At 54.2% G+C, this 13348-nt stretch carries 18 protein-coding genes; 7 read left to right on the top strand and 11 right to left on the bottom strand.

The annotated features are described in order from the left end of the window. Positions 1-32: 32 nt before the first annotated feature. The 10 genes from SHEL_RS09820 to SHEL_RS09870 form a co-directional block, all read right to left on the bottom strand. Positions 33-467 carry a metal-dependent transcriptional regulator gene (locus SHEL_RS09820; protein WP_012799118.1) on the bottom strand — a complete coding sequence of 145 codons (435 nt, stop codon included), beginning with the start codon at positions 465-467 and terminating at the stop codon, positions 33-35. Between the two features lie 155 nt (positions 468-622). Beyond that, positions 623-820 (bottom strand): hypothetical protein, encoded by a 198-nt coding sequence (locus SHEL_RS09825; protein ID WP_012799119.1) that lies wholly within the window; start codon positions 818-820, stop codon positions 623-625. A 50-nt stretch (positions 821-870) separates the two neighbouring features. Then, the gene (feoB, locus tag SHEL_RS09830; protein ID WP_012799120.1) at positions 871-3120 is read right to left on the bottom strand and encodes a ferrous iron transporter B; all 2250 of its coding nucleotides are present in this window, start codon (positions 3118-3120) and stop codon (positions 871-873) included. Between the two features lie 94 nt (positions 3121-3214). Then, on the bottom strand, positions 3215-3460 hold the full coding sequence (locus SHEL_RS09835) for a FeoA family protein (protein WP_012799121.1): 246 nt from the start codon (positions 3458-3460) through the stop codon (positions 3215-3217). 112 nt (positions 3461-3572) lie between these two features. After that, positions 3573-3812 (bottom strand): FeoA family protein, encoded by a 240-nt coding sequence (locus SHEL_RS09840; RefSeq protein WP_012799122.1) that lies wholly within the window; start codon positions 3810-3812, stop codon positions 3573-3575. Between the two features lie 637 nt (positions 3813-4449). After that, positions 4450-5106, bottom strand: coding sequence for a DUF192 domain-containing protein (locus SHEL_RS14485; RefSeq protein ID WP_012799124.1), 657 nt, complete (start codon positions 5104-5106; stop codon positions 4450-4452). Then, positions 5103-5531 carry a hypothetical protein gene (locus SHEL_RS09855; protein WP_012799125.1) on the bottom strand — a complete coding sequence of 143 codons (429 nt, stop codon included), beginning with the start codon at positions 5529-5531 and terminating at the stop codon, positions 5103-5105. Before SHEL_RS09855 ends, SHEL_RS14485 begins: the two co-directional genes overlap by 4 nt. Continuing rightward, complete coding sequence (locus tag SHEL_RS09860; protein WP_254303245.1) at positions 5531-7441, bottom strand: hypothetical protein; 1911 nt, start codon at positions 7439-7441, stop codon at positions 5531-5533. Before SHEL_RS09860 ends, SHEL_RS09855 begins: the two co-directional genes overlap by 1 nt. After that, positions 7438-7944 carry a TadE/TadG family type IV pilus assembly protein gene (locus tag SHEL_RS09865; protein ID WP_012799127.1) on the bottom strand — a complete coding sequence of 169 codons (507 nt, stop codon included), beginning with the start codon at positions 7942-7944 and terminating at the stop codon, positions 7438-7440. Before SHEL_RS09865 ends, SHEL_RS09860 begins: the two co-directional genes overlap by 4 nt. Then, positions 7928-8137 carry a hypothetical protein gene (locus SHEL_RS09870; RefSeq protein WP_012799128.1) on the bottom strand — a complete coding sequence of 70 codons (210 nt, stop codon included), beginning with the start codon at positions 8135-8137 and terminating at the stop codon, positions 7928-7930. Before SHEL_RS09870 ends, SHEL_RS09865 begins: the two co-directional genes overlap by 17 nt. A gap of 165 nt (positions 8138-8302) precedes the next feature. Here SHEL_RS09870 and SHEL_RS09875 point away from each other — a divergent pair, with 165 nt between their 5' ends. Continuing rightward, the gene (locus SHEL_RS09875; protein ID WP_012799130.1) at positions 8303-10012 is read left to right on the top strand and encodes a recombinase family protein; all 1710 of its coding nucleotides are present in this window, start codon (positions 8303-8305) and stop codon (positions 10010-10012) included. Between the two features lie 60 nt (positions 10013-10072). Here SHEL_RS09875 and SHEL_RS09880 read toward each other — a convergent pair whose 3' ends face one another. Beyond that, the gene (locus SHEL_RS09880; RefSeq protein ID WP_012799131.1) at positions 10073-10459 is read right to left on the bottom strand and encodes a hypothetical protein; all 387 of its coding nucleotides are present in this window, start codon (positions 10457-10459) and stop codon (positions 10073-10075) included. 143 nt (positions 10460-10602) lie between these two features. On the opposite strand from SHEL_RS09880, the gene SHEL_RS09885 reads away from it, so the two are divergent. From SHEL_RS09885 to SHEL_RS09910, 6 genes are all read left to right on the top strand, one after another. Further along, positions 10603-10839 carry a hypothetical protein gene (locus SHEL_RS09885; protein ID WP_012799132.1) on the top strand — a complete coding sequence of 79 codons (237 nt, stop codon included), beginning with the start codon at positions 10603-10605 and terminating at the stop codon, positions 10837-10839. Between the two features lie 90 nt (positions 10840-10929). Then, entirely contained in the window at positions 10930-11247 is a 318-nt protein-coding gene (locus SHEL_RS09890) for a single-stranded DNA-binding protein (protein WP_012799133.1), read from the top strand. Positions 11248-11336: 89 nt separating this feature from the next. After that, positions 11337-11771: a DUF3846 domain-containing protein gene (locus tag SHEL_RS09895; RefSeq protein WP_012799134.1), complete on the top strand. Its 435-nt coding sequence runs from the start codon at positions 11337-11339 to the stop codon at positions 11769-11771. 17 nt (positions 11772-11788) lie between these two features. Further along, complete coding sequence (locus SHEL_RS09900) at positions 11789-12283, top strand: J domain-containing protein (RefSeq protein ID WP_012799135.1); 495 nt, start codon at positions 11789-11791, stop codon at positions 12281-12283. Between the two features lie 160 nt (positions 12284-12443). Further along, positions 12444-12953, top strand: coding sequence for a hypothetical protein (locus SHEL_RS09905; RefSeq protein WP_012799136.1), 510 nt, complete (start codon positions 12444-12446; stop codon positions 12951-12953). Further along, complete coding sequence (locus tag SHEL_RS09910) at positions 12944-13336, top strand: YraN family protein (RefSeq protein WP_012799137.1); 393 nt, start codon at positions 12944-12946, stop codon at positions 13334-13336. Before SHEL_RS09905 ends, SHEL_RS09910 begins: the two co-directional genes overlap by 10 nt. Positions 13337-13348 lie beyond the last annotated feature (12 nt).

The raw sequence follows: 13348 nt of genomic DNA on the forward strand, positions 1-13348 counted from the left end.
CATTGATTCCATGGATTGACCCGCGATAATCCTTACGCGCCTTCGCCTATGCCGACGGTAGCAAGGAAGGCCTCCCATTTTTGGAATGAGTCGCTGCTGATGGTGTGTTCCATCTGACAGGCCTCGTAGTTTGCCGTCTCGGGGTCGATGCCGATTGTCTCGTTGAGGAAACGGAACAACAGCTTGTGCTTGTGCCAAACGGCCCTGCCGTAAGCCAACCCCTCTTCGGTCAGCGTGATATCGCCATAGTACGGCTGGTCGGCAAAGCCCTTGTCCTTCAGGTTGGAGATGGCCTTCGACACGGACGCCTTGGAAACATCCAGCTTCTTAGCCAGATCAACCGCGCGGATGGGATTGTTCTCAGGACCAGCCAAGTCGACAATGGCTTCAAGGTAATCTTCAAGAGAATGGCTCAGGCCCTCGGCCTGACGAGATTCGAGCATAGTTTCAGTTTGAAGTTCAGTCATTCATTCCTCCTAGCTAGACCCACCCATTGTACCTTGATTTTTGATATTCCGTCGCAACGAATCAGTATCGAAATCTTATTCTTCGGTCGTGATTAGCAAAAGACCCGGCCACTCGATGCGGCCGGGTCCTCTACGACGTGCGGAGCTCCGCGCGATTACATGGAATGCGAGGCCAGGTCGCGATCCATGTTCTCAACCATGCGCTTGGCTGCGTCGCATTCGGCGCTGCCTGGATTGCAATGGCCCGAGCAGTGCTCCTTGTAGCCGCAGGTGCCCTTAATGCGGAATGTGCGCACGGACAAAGCGACAAAGACCACGAGTATCGCTAAGACGACGGCGGTTGCAAGATTCACAATGGCCTCCTTTCCTCAATCGTGCGGATAAGACGTACAGCAGCCAGGCGCTAAGCGGCGTCGGCGGCCGTCTCAGTACCCTTCTTGTCATAGTTGGGCATGGGACGGAAGATCTGGAACAGCAGGGCAGCCAAGACCACGATGGCGAAGACCGTGCCAATGCCGAATCCGCCGCCAGTGAACAGCATGCCGAACTGATAGACCATCAATGCGACGCAGTAAGCGAAGCCGCACATGTAGCCGATGGCAATCCAAGTCCACTTGCCAGAAACCATCTGACGATAGATGGTGCCGATGGCAGCGAAGCAGGGGGCGCACAGCAGGTTGAACGCGCAGAAGGACATGATGGCGGGAGCGGAGCCGCCGAGCATGGCAGCGAAGCCCTTCCACAGACCGGGGTCGGTCTCGCCCAGGTCCTCAAGAGCGGTCAGGGTAGCAACGGTGGCGACGACGTTCTCCTTGGCAACCAGACCGGTGACGGAGGTTGCGACCGCTTTCCAAGAGCCGAAGCCCAGAGGAGCGAACAGCGGTGCGAGGATGGTGCCGAGGCCGGCCATGAAGCTGTCTTCGATGTCGACCATGCCGAAGTGGCCATCAGCCACGCCCAGGTTCAGGAGGAACCAGATGACGATAGAGGACAGGAAGATGATGGTACCTGCTTTAATGATGTAGCTCTTGACGCGTTCCCAGGTCGCCAGCAAGACGGAGCGGACGGTCGGGATGTGGTACTGAGGGAGTTCCATAATGAACGGAGTGGCTTCACCTGCGAAATAGGGGGTCTTGCGCAGCATGATGCCGGAGATGATGATGGCGGCAACGCCCAGGAAGTAGAACATGGGGCCGACCCACCAGACGGATTCGTACTCAGCAGAGGCCAGAGCGCCGAAGACCAGAGCGATGATGGGCAGCTTCGCGCCGCAGGGAATCATCGTGGTGGTCATGATCGTCATGCGACGGTCCTTCTCGTTCTCAATGGTCTTGGTAGCCATGACGGCGGGCACGCCGCAGCCCGATGCGATGAGCATCGGGATAAAGCTCTTGCCGGACAGGCCGAAGCGGCGGAAGATACGGTCCATGATGAACGCGACACGCGCCATGTAACCGCAGCCTTCCAAGAACGACAGCAGCAGGAACAGGATGATCATCTGAGGAACGAAGCCGATAACGGCGCCGACACCTGCGACGATGCCGTCCATGATCAAGCTCTGCAGCCAATCGGCGACACCGGATGCCTCGAGGGCATTGCCGATGATGAGGCCAAGGCCGGGGATGTACAGGCCGTAATCGCCCATTGTCTCGGCTTCGCCGCTTTCCTCATCCCAGGCTTCCATGCCGCCAGGGGTGTAAATCCAGCCGTCGCCGGAGATGCCGTCGTTGGCCCAGTCGGTAACGACGCCGCCACCGACGGTACAGGCGGCATAGTAGACGACGAACATGACCAGAATGAAGATGGGCAGGCCCAGCCAGCGGTTGGTCACGATGCGGTCGATCTTCTGGGTGGTGGTCAGGGTCTTGCCAGACTTTTTGACCGTTTCGTCCACGATGTGGGCGATGGCGTCGTAGCGCTCGGAAGTGATGAGGCTCTCGGCGTCGTCGTCGAACTTAGACTCCAGGGTGCTGCGAACTGCAGCGACCTTGGCCAGGACATCCTTGGACGGATTGACCTTGGCGATGGCGCGCTCATCGTTCTCGAACAGCTTGATGGCATACCAGCGCTTCAGGTGCTCGGAAACAGACAGCGCGGATTCGATTTCGGACAGGCCGTCTTCGAAAGCAGCGTCGAACTGGAACGTCGGAGCCGCAGGCACACCGGCCTTGCCCGTAGCGATGGCGGTCTGCAGCAGCTCGTCGACGCCTGTGTTCTTCAGAGCGCTGATGGACATGACGGGGCAGCCCAAACGCTTGGACAGACCGTCGAAATCGATCTTGTCGCCGTTCTTCTCGACGAGGTCGGCCATGTTCATGGCGACGACCACGGGGAGACCCAGGTTGACGATTTGAGTGGTCAGATACAGGTTGCGCTCGAGGTTGGTGGCGTCGACCAGGTTGATAACGCAGTCGGGGCGTTCATCAACCAGGTAGTCGCGTGCAACGACTTCCTCGGGCGAATAGGGGGACAGGGAGTAAATACCAGGCAGGTCAGTGATGGTCACATCATGATCTTTGCTGTATTTACCCTCCTTCTTCTCAACGGTTACGCCAGGCCAGTTGCCGACATATTGGCTTGCACCAGTGAGAGCATTGAACAACGTCGTCTTGCCGCAGTTCGGGTTGCCGGCAAGAGCAATACGGATTGCCATCTCTCTCCTTCCATACTTCATGCATAGGGTTGACTAACTTTGACTAATACCGCTTGGGACAACGCGCCTCCGAGCGTCTGTGCGGGAATAGTCTTTACTGCAGCGGCTCGACGATGACATTCTCAGCCTCGCTCTTACGCAGCGACAGCTCGTAGCCGCGGACGGTGAGCTCCACCGGGTCGCCCAAAGGCGCAACCTTGCGGACATACACTTCGATGCCCTTGGTGATGCCCATGTCCATGATGTGGCGGCGGACAACACCGCTGCCGACAATCTTGAGGACCTTTGCGCTTCCCCCTACGGGAATGTCACGCAAAGTAATGGTCTCCTGCTCAGCCATTGATCCCCCTCTCGAGTATCTCGTGTTCCGATCGTACAAAGTTCCTACAACCGGGGATCAGCAAGCACGCAGTATTATTTGCTGATCTCCGATGGTGTAAGCTTGATGGCTGCTATTGCTGCACCGTAATCTTGCGGCAGACCCCGTTGTCCAAAGCGACCTGTGCACCCTTGATGACAACAATCTGGTTGCCGCCGTTCTCAGAGGCGATTTCGACCTCGGCGCCTTCTACGAATCCCAGGTTTTCCAAATGGTGCTGCATGTCTTCGTCGCCGATGTTGCGAATCTTGACGATGACGCCCTTCTCACCTGGCTTAAGAACCGACAGTGGGACGGCAGGCAAACCGCTCATCGATACCTCCAAAAAGTTAAACGTACTAAACTTAAAGTATGATAGCGCAAACTTTTGAAAAAGAAAACCTGGACAAACTTTTTTAGCGGTGTTTTTGAGCGGAGACGCCCGAAAAGCTTCGAAGGCCCCTCTCCCAGCAGGGCCTTCGACCCGATATGAACGTTGTGAATTCTTTGGGCGCGTCATCTGTCGGCATCCGTCAGATGACGCGCAGCGGCTGCGTGCTGCTCCGGTCGCATCCCGCCAGCTGGCGTAGAGTCCAGCCGACCCGAAAACATACCGAAGGTCAACCGCACACCGAAACGTAATCCCGAAGAAGCCTTCCCACATCGATGGTAATGGTCAACGATGCCGAACCGTCCGACCCCTCCGATGCCAGGGATCGTGCGATTGCCGAAGATGCGTTGTATGTGCGCACGGGCATCGCCGGTCGGACGGCGGATCTTGAAGGGCCTTCGACCGATGGCTTACGCTGTTCAGGAGCTTTGCGCTCACGACATGCTTCATGGAGCGGCTGCCGCACCTCGGTGCCAGAATCCGCATCGCGCCTGAAATCGTGCAGGCACCCGAAGCAGACATCCATGTCGTCAAAACAATTCGATTTGCACACAGGGCAGGTTTTCATGTGAATCCCTCCTTACGCGGTTTGGAAGGCCGGCGCGCCCGACACCCGGATTTTGCGCGGTTCGACAATAGTATGGGCCGGTACGCAGAGATACTGCGTCGCCTGGACGGGCGCGACTTTCGCCGCCTTGGTCTGAGGGGAGGCGCCGGCTTCCGACGGCTGCTCCGATTTAGCGGCAGGCCCGCTTATGACCTCGGAAAAACAGTTCTGGCCAAGCTCGAACCAAGGCATGTTCGGGGCGGAGGGACGTTCCACGGCGAAGCGCGCGTCGTGGCATCCGAACCGTGAACGCGGCGGCAGGTCCCTCATGACGGCGATGGCCGTACCGCGCTCATCGAAGAAGGCGATGTCTATGGAATGGCCCATGCCGTAGGTGTGGATATCGCGGCACGGCATGAGCACGATTGTGGGAATGCTGCGGGAGCGTGCGGCCAAAAGCCCGCGGAGCCTCCCCCACCACGTGGTCCGCACGTCAACGGCCTCCCCGCCCTCGTGCTCAAGGGCGCAATCCGCCGGTTCTTGCAAAACCGGTGCGGCGGCGGTGGCCATAGCGCGAGAAACCGCACCGAATCCAATCGCCTGCTGCTTGCGGCGTCGGTTGCCCAAATCCAACGCATTGATGCCGTATACGGCAGGAGCCGTAGGCTTGATCGCGTCTGCAGTACTCATATGACGATTCCTTTCCTATAGGGGCTGATTTCAAACTCTATTTCATGATGGAGCGGAGGGATGGCGACGCCGAACACCGACGATGGAGCAGGAAGCCCGTAAGACGAGAGCCTGAAGTCGAACCCCGCGGTGTAAACCACATGCCCATTCCACATCCTGTCGGCGCTCACCTGCACACATGACGGCGGGATGCCCGTGGCGGCGCTGATTCGAGCCGCCACTTCGGACGAAGATACGCCCCCTTCGTATCCATCGTCGACCTGCATGAGTATGGCGTCCCTGGCGGCGGGGTCGAACGCTGCACACTCGCTCAAGAAAGCCATCGAAGTAAAGACGACGACCGCGACCAGGGTCAGCACGGGAAACATGCAGGCAAGCTCGACTGTCATCTGTCCGGACTCACCCGACGTGCCTGGCACGCGCATTACGGCACCCCCTTCAATGCTCGAATGGTCTGTGATAACGGCCCGTCCTCATGCGCCACCACATACGCGGTATTGACAAGAGTCGGCTTAGCGGCTGATGTGTTCGCCGGCTCCATGCCGAGCTCTCCGATGAACGAACGCATCTCATCTGCCGCCCATGTCCCAAGTCCGCTTGCCCCGATGAGAGGCAGGCCGTCCAAGGCCTTCTCCACCCCGTCGGTCAAGCCGTCGACACCTCCTTTGTAGACTCCCAGCAAGGACGCCCACAGGCTAAGGGCCATCGTTCCGCAGTCCAACAGAACCGAATCGGCGTCGGCGCTTGCCCCTTCAAGCAGGGATGAGATGACGTCTTCGGATTCGTCCTCCACCAAAACGGCAGCCGAGAACGCCGTGAACGAACCCAGTTCTTCGGGGGTGCTCACGAACCCGACAGGCCGCCCGCCGTCCTCTCTGGCCGAAAGCTCAACCACAGCCCCGAATCGCCCTGGCGGATACGCCTCGATGCGATACCCGAGAACATCCTTGAACGCCTCAGTAAGCTCGCCGAAAGCATCATCGACCTCCGACTTGGCGCCCTCTATGGCTGGCAGTGCCTCGCTGCGGGCCCTTTCATATTCTTCGGCCGCCTCCGCAACCTTCCGATAGTGGTACTCGAAGCCGTTTTCTATATTCGTCGACGCCGAAAGGACCTGCCCCAACGCGACCGAATCCAGACCGCACGCCGGGCACACCTCGTAGGATCCGGCATCCAGCCCCGACAACGAACCGTATCCGCCGGAGCCGTCTTGCTGGTATTGCGGACACCCGGCCCATGCATGGATGTACGCATGCTCGCCAGCGCTTACCGGGTAGTCCGGGTTTGTGTAAAGCGGCGTCTCCTTCATTTCGGAAGTGTTCTTCGGGAGCAGCGGGAAATGCAGTTCGGGTGCGGATACGCCATCATCGATGACGTATCCTTCGTCCATGACATCGACCGCGTAGGCGAACACGTTCTTACGCAGCGCGCTACGCGCACCTTCCTCGTCCGTCGCGTCCATCGGAGCCTCATCTCGCAAACGAGCGCGGTAATACGCTTGCGCCCGCTTCAAAGGCACATCGAAGGACCAGGTAGTAGACGAATGGTACAGAGGGTTTTCGGACGGCGATATGCTCGAGAGCGTCTCGGCTCTCTGCTGCATGCAATAGTTCGGCGCGTATCCGCAATCCTCCAGATATGCATCGATCCAGGCGTCATCCGCCTCTTCGGAGGCCTCCTCTGCAGTATCAGCCAATTCCGCCACCGTGTCGGAAGCATCTGTCGCCGTATCGAGTGCGTCGTCCACGGACTCGAAACCGGGAATCTCGATCTCCTCCCCTTCACGGGGTACCAGCTCCATGTACCCTATATAGGTAGTGCCGTCTTCGGCGTTCGCGAACATGACGGATTCCGCCTGGGTCAGAGCCACCACCGGCAATGCGGCCTGCTCGAGGTTGAGCACCTGCGCCGATTTCTCGGCGAACACCTTCCTTTTCTCGAGCACTTTCTCGCCGGCCTCTATGAGGGAATCCCCCACGCCGGCGATAGGTGGCACGCAGCAGCACACGATCCCGACACCAAGAAGCGTCAACCCCGTGAGCGAAATAGTCAGCAGCGTCGCGTCCGCAACCTTCACGGATATCATGAACTCCGCTACTTCGGCCTCCGCAGCCAATGCCGCGGCGTCAGCGACGGATTGCACCTTGGTGGCGCGGCTTTGCGATTGGACCGCCCATGCCGAAAAACATACGAGCGAACAGGACAGGAGGATAGCGACGGCCGTACCCGCCGTGGAGAAACCGCGCTCGTCGAAGAACGCATCGGTCCAGCAACCGAGGCGCACGGAACGTCGACTCTGCGAGACACGCCTCGTGTACCAAGCAAACCTTCTCAAACCTTATCCTCCCATCTGTCTACCCAGGAACGCGGATCCATACCAGAACCCGACTCAGCCAGCCAGCTGTCCTTTTCCAATTTCACCTCGACTTCAAAACAGTACATGCCTCCCGCATCAAGCGCCCCGGCAGCCCCCATGGCCGCACCTATCAACGGCACTGGCTGAACGGAGTTTTGAATCACCACCGCGCACAAATCGCTCTGAGAATTCCCCTGCAGGTCCACAGCCCAATCGCCCTGGTGGAACAAGGGGGCATCAGGAACCGCCTTCAAATGGCGCTCAACCACGAAGCGCGCCGATGAAGCGTCCTCGGGTCGCAGCGTCGCAAGCATGCGGCATCCGTCAGCTGCGGCAGATTGCATCACAATGCGGTCGTACAGAATGATGCCCGGCTGGATAGCCATGAGCATCACAAGCAGCAGCACTGGTATGAGAAACGCAGCCTCAACTGTCGCCTGCCCGTTCGACGCCTTTTCCGCACGTTCAGAACAGCAACGCATCGACAAGTCCTTCCAATACCCGATGGGTCAGCGGCACAAGCGCTAAGTCGGCCGCGCGGCCGTCCGCAAAGAACTTCCAGATCGCACCCATCCCAACGATCAGCGACGCGAGCGCCGAGGCGACCACCGCGTATTCCACCGTCGATTGGCCGCACTCGCCTTCACGAGCCCTGGCGTCTTCTCTGCTCCTCATGTCAGCTACAAACCGTTGATGCTTGTGGCGATGGAGTTCCACAGCTCTTGGATCTTTGGTTTGAACAGGGTGATGGCCACAATGGCGATAACCACAAGCACCCCCACTAATAGTTTTGCGCATTTTCCTGATACAATGAGGTCAGGATAGAAAAAGGGGTCTGACATGGGTAAAGCAGAAAAAGAAATGCAAGGTAGACCGATGAAGGCGGCTATCTATACTCGTATCTCATTGGATAAGACAGGTGAGAAGGAAGGTATAGAGCGGCAGTTGCGCGACTGTCGGTTGATTTGTCGAATAAATAATTTCGAGGTCTACAAAGAGTATCCAGACAACTCAATATCAGCGTTCAGCACAGAAGCGCGTAGTGCTAAAGAACGCCCTCAGTTTGATGAAATGATTAAGGATTACAAAGAAGGCAAATTCGACGTAATCGTGGCATGGAAACTAGACAGACTTGTTCGGTCTGTTGCCGCGCTAGAAGATATGCTCAAAGAATTAGAAGGTCTTTGTATTTGCACGACCGACCTGGGCGGCATGGTTGATTTGCGCAACTCTGCGTCGATTTTACAAGTCCAAATCATGGCATCTATGGCTCAGTTTGAAAGTGCGCGTAAGAGCGAGCGCTTTAAAGACAAGTATCGAGACTCAGCCGCTCAAGGCTTTATGCGTTCGAACTCGAAACGTTCTTTTGGCTATACGCACAGGAACAAACAGATTAGAGAAGAAGCAAAAGCCGTCAGAGCCATATTTAAAGCTTATGCAGATGGCGCATATCTAGGATGGATAGCAGAAGCACTCAACGGCGAAGACAAGCACGGCTACGACTATATTCCGACCATTGAAACCGTAAGAGTGCGAGATGCCAAAGCAAAGAAAGAAGAACAAGAGCAGAGGAAGAAAGAGGGGAAACTAAAAGACGGAGAAAAGGAAATCGTCATTCCCAATTACAAGTGGACTACCCAGCGGCTAAGCCAGCTGATGCGGAATCCGAAATATGTCGGATGGGTCTATCACGCCCCTACTGGTGTAGATGGTAAACACCAGTCGTATTCGTCTGATAAATGGAATGACTACATCGTAAGGGATGATGACAACAATCCTATTAAGGCGAAAAACGTCACACCTATTATCGATGAACTGACGTGGTACAAGGTGCAAAGCCGATTAGAAGGAAACCTCGTTAACTGGGAGGGTAAGAGAATAACGAGGGGATATGGCAGAAAGAATATCGGTTCAGGAATTTATACGTGTATGAAATGCGGCGTACCACTAAAAACTGGCGGTAGAGCAAAAACAAAAAAGCACGACTATGGCATGACATATCACTGCCCTTCGTGTGGCATGTCCCGTACAGCAAAACACGTAGATAAATTCGTCTTGTACCAAGTGCGAAAGTTCATAGCGACTGATAAGTTTGAAGAAATTGCTCAGATGAACAATAGCGACGACCCCCGCATAGCGAAAATATCTGATGAGATAACTACTCTGAGACTTAGAATTGAACAAACGAATAAAGAGTGGTTGGATAGTTTGATACCAGGGTTATTGAGGTACGAAAAAGTAACGATGCTTGAGGGGCAAATAAAGCAGTTAGAAGCAGAACGAACAGCGTTATTACCTAACACGGCTTTAAGAGGTATCGCAGCATCTGATGACCGAGTAGCAGCTTTCGATGCAATAACAGATGCAAGAGCAATTGGAGCATTCATCGACTCAGTATTCACCGTTCAAGTTGACAGACACGCAAAAGGGAAAAGAGTCACACCACAGAGCAATGTTGATGAAATTAAAGTGGATTGGAAAGCGGGAATTGGAGAGCGGGAAACAGGCGAAATAGAACCTGAAATCGCCGAAGAAGAGCAAGAAGATTAGTGACGGCTAAGGAGCGTATTGGGCGCTCCTTAGCCTGTTACACGCGGATTGTTTGAGGGTTTATTCCTCAGCATCAGCTTCTTTCTTTTCGGCTATACCTGCCCTTCTGCGGTTCTTCTTCTCCTGCGCCATATCAACCACAGTTGACGAGAAGAAATCCGTTCCATATTGTTCTTCTATCGTCTTCTGGAACGACTCGTAGTACGTTTCGTCGGAGTTCTTGTGCTTGTGATTTTTCATGTAATCAATCATTATTTCGTTGAACGAGCGAGCTTTTGCTGCTTCAAGGTCTTCGAGGTCAGCCAGTTCCTTTTCGTATGCTTTTTTAGCATCGTCATACTTAGGCTGGATATCGTCAAGTTTCGCTTTCGCCTTATCAACTCTCTCCTGCTGTTTTTCGATTTTCTTGTCGTACTGCGCTTGCGTAGTAACCCTCTTACGTGCCATGAAACTGTCCTTCCTAGTAGTCAGCCCTTCATTTTGCCAGCATCATGTATCATAACGCGATTTTTCCTGCAAAGGCGGTTCATTTTACGAGCCGCCACGAGAGATTTTTAGCACTCAAAATTACGCTTGAGAAGGGTCTGTATATGAGCAACGAACACAATTACGATGACGAAATTTACGACGTTTGGGAAGTGGATACAATCAATGGCATCGTTCACATTGTTATCGACTCTGACAACGCGCATATGTCAGTACGTGAGCTTTACGAATTGTATGGGATTGTGGAGTACTACGATGACCCCTGGCTGTTTTGGAAGCAAAGAGCAGCTGCAACGGGGGAAGAATTTGACCTGTCTCTTTACGATTTTGGTGACGAATAACTCTATCTCCGAGCCAAAGAGCGCCTTATTTAAGGCGCTCACGAGAGATAACTCGTATGGCATTTGGCAATAGGATAGAGAGGACTAGTTATGTTGAAAGCATTCTTCCAGGGCAACGTCTCAACTGAGCCTGAATTGCGCGGTGTCAACAAGAACGTTTTAACGTTTTCGGTAGCCGTCAACACGCGCAAGAAAGACCCCGACTCCGACAAATGGGTTGAAGCACCGCAATTTTTCCCCTTCGTGATGTTCGGTAAACGCGCCGAAGCAGTTGGCTCATTCTTGAAAAAAGGAGCCGCCGTCAGCATCGAAGCTACCCCGTCGCAGAACGTCTGGGAAGACGAAAAAGGCAAGCGCTCGTCAATCGAATTCATCGTTGATGACATTCACGTTGACGCCACTCGGTGACAGAAAATCCGTCAATTTTCAACTGTGTAGGAAGCATCGTTCAGCCCTGTCTGAACGATGCTTTTTGTCAATTTCCGAAAGGGGTAACTATGTCTCACAAAGCAGTTCTCGTGCCTGTCGGCGATATGCCGCGCATCGTGGAGGTCGAAACCTACAAGGATATCCAGCGATACGTCGGCGGCAACATCGAACCGTGCAGTTGGGTATTCGATGATGCGCCTAGCGTCTACGTCAACGAAGAAGGTAAGTTCACGTGCCGACCGAACAGGGCAATCTATGCCACCGACAAGGACGCTGGAAAAGTCACCTGGGATGGCAAGAAAATCAAAGAAGGTGACCTTCTCGATATCCTCTTTGGTGACTTCGTTTGCATCGGTTTTGACCCTGAAACAGGTGAAGACCGCGACATTTCTGACGATGAAATCCAACTCGTGATTGAGCGCTTCGGCTCATACGAGTCGATTGACAGCGGCGTTATCGAAACGCTGAAAATCCAACTCGGAGCAGCAGGTGACCGCGCCTAGTTCAAAGGAGGTTGACTATGTACTTCGAGAAGTGCCAAGACCTCAACGAACTCAAAAGCGTCTATAAAAAGTTGGCGCTAAAGCATCATCCAGATTGCGGTGGCGATGTTCGCATCATGCAAGAAATCAATGCGGAATATGACCGCATCTTTTTGTTGCTGAAAGCGAAACAAAACTTCGCCGCGAACGATGATTTGACAGGTCGAACCAGACACACAACAGAAACGCCCGACGAATTCAAAGCGATAGTCGATGTGCTTCTGAAATTGGAGGGTGTCGAAGTCGAACTCTGCGGCGCATGGCTCTGGATTGACGGAAACACCTACCCACATCGCTCAGCGCTCAAAGCGGCTGGTTGCCGCTGGTCTGCGTCAAAACGTAAATGGTACTGGCGGCATGAGGAAGACGATTGTTTCTGGTCACGCGGAACAGCGTCGATGGAAGAAATCCGCGACAAATACGGTTCAGAGTGGCTTAGACCAAAAGCCGAACACGTCACACTACCCGCTTAACACGCCGAAACCCCTGCGACTTTTAATGGTCGCAGGGGTTACTTTTTCAAGCGTTTTAGCTTTGTTTTTGATGCACGTTTGATTAGTCCTTGAGCATCGATAAATCGACGCTCACGAGATATCTCGTAGGACTAATCCAAACTTGAGGAAAGGATAGAGTATGGCACATCAAATTAAAGCAGCCGAAGCTCACGTTTTGGCTGGTGGTTTCAAGCGTGATTATTTCGACGCTTGCTATCGTCGCATCGAAGCATACGCTCGACGCGGTTCCGAGTGCTGTTCCTTGAAGCACGCACCCGACCCCGAAACGGAGCAAGAACTTATTCGGAAACTACGCGATGACGGCTACAAGGTCTACGAGAACGCGCTTTTGGTCGGTTGGTATTGTCCAGACCACCCCTTGAACAAACGACCTTCGAGCGCCCCCGTAAGACCCTCTCAGAGCAATTCAATCTGTGATGCTTATGATGCCCGTGTCGAAGTCAATAGCCACAGGGTCAATTACGTCGCTGAGCAGTACGGCAAAATCTCAAAGGCTGCTCGTCGTGGCGAAACGTGGTGTCAACTCGACCACTCACCAGATAGCCAACTCGAAGGGCTTCTGTGCGAACTGCTCAAGCAAGATGGCTACGAAGTCCATGCTGACAAGATGATTGCGACGTGGATTTAATCATGATGACAAGAGAATTAACGTGGCTAGAATGCCATGCTCTTGCACGCGTTTTCTTACAACGTGAGAAGGGATTTGCAATCCTCAAAGATGACTTTTCACGTGGGCTTGATAGCATCGACTTTATAGCGCTTGACGATACGCAAACGGTCATCGTGTTCGTTGAAATGAGACTCAGGCATGAGAATTCTTACATCGACAAGAATCCTCGGAGCGATTTTGACAAGCGCCGTTTCGAGCACTTAGCACTTGCATTTTTGTCAAAATATCCGTGCTTGTTCAACCTCGAAATTCGAGCAGACCAGTTAAACCTATCACCGACTGGTGACGAAAAACTCACGATAAATTACTACTCGAATATTGCGTCAATCTCGTTCGAATGAGCAAAGAAGCGG

The organism is Slackia heliotrinireducens DSM 20476 (assembly GCF_000023885.1).
Lineage (GTDB): Bacteria > Actinomycetota > Coriobacteriia > Coriobacteriales > Eggerthellaceae > Slackia > Slackia heliotrinireducens.

Excerpts from the sequence above, each read along its gene's own strand:
- SHEL_RS09880 (WP_012799131.1), bottom strand. The coding sequence starts at position 10,459 with ATGGCACGTAAGAGGGTTACTACGCAAGCGCAGTACGACAAGAAAATC.
- SHEL_RS09890 (WP_012799133.1), top strand. The coding sequence starts at position 10,930 with ATGTTGAAAGCATTCTTCCAGGGCAACGTCTCAACTGAGCCTGAATTG.
- SHEL_RS09855 (WP_012799125.1), bottom strand. The coding sequence starts at position 5,531 with ATGCGCGTGCCAGGCACGTCGGGTGAGTCCGGACAGATGACAGTCGAG.
- SHEL_RS09840 (WP_012799122.1), bottom strand. The coding sequence starts at position 3,812 with ATGAGCGGTTTGCCTGCCGTCCCACTGTCGGTTCTTAAGCCAGGTGAG.
- SHEL_RS14485 (WP_012799124.1), bottom strand. The coding sequence starts at position 5,106 with ATGAGTACTGCAGACGCGATCAAGCCTACGGCTCCTGCCGTATACGGC.
- SHEL_RS09885 (WP_012799132.1), top strand. The coding sequence starts at position 10,603 with ATGAGCAACGAACACAATTACGATGACGAAATTTACGACGTTTGGGAA.
- SHEL_RS09835 (WP_012799121.1), bottom strand. The coding sequence starts at position 3,460 with ATGGCTGAGCAGGAGACCATTACTTTGCGTGACATTCCCGTAGGGGGA.
- SHEL_RS09865 (WP_012799127.1), bottom strand. The coding sequence starts at position 7,944 with ATGCGTTGCTGTTCTGAACGTGCGGAAAAGGCGTCGAACGGGCAGGCG.
- SHEL_RS09905 (WP_012799136.1), top strand. The coding sequence starts at position 12,444 with ATGGCACATCAAATTAAAGCAGCCGAAGCTCACGTTTTGGCTGGTGGT.
- SHEL_RS09820 (WP_012799118.1), bottom strand. The coding sequence starts at position 467 with ATGACTGAACTTCAAACTGAAACTATGCTCGAATCTCGTCAGGCCGAG.
- SHEL_RS09895 (WP_012799134.1), top strand. The coding sequence starts at position 11,337 with ATGTCTCACAAAGCAGTTCTCGTGCCTGTCGGCGATATGCCGCGCATC.
- SHEL_RS09870 (WP_012799128.1), bottom strand. The coding sequence starts at position 8,137 with ATGAGGAGCAGAGAAGACGCCAGGGCTCGTGAAGGCGAGTGCGGCCAA.
- SHEL_RS09900 (WP_012799135.1), top strand. The coding sequence starts at position 11,789 with ATGTACTTCGAGAAGTGCCAAGACCTCAACGAACTCAAAAGCGTCTAT.
- SHEL_RS09875 (WP_012799130.1), top strand. The coding sequence starts at position 8,303 with ATGGGTAAAGCAGAAAAAGAAATGCAAGGTAGACCGATGAAGGCGGCT.
- feoB (WP_012799120.1), bottom strand. The coding sequence starts at position 3,120 with ATGGCAATCCGTATTGCTCTTGCCGGCAACCCGAACTGCGGCAAGACG.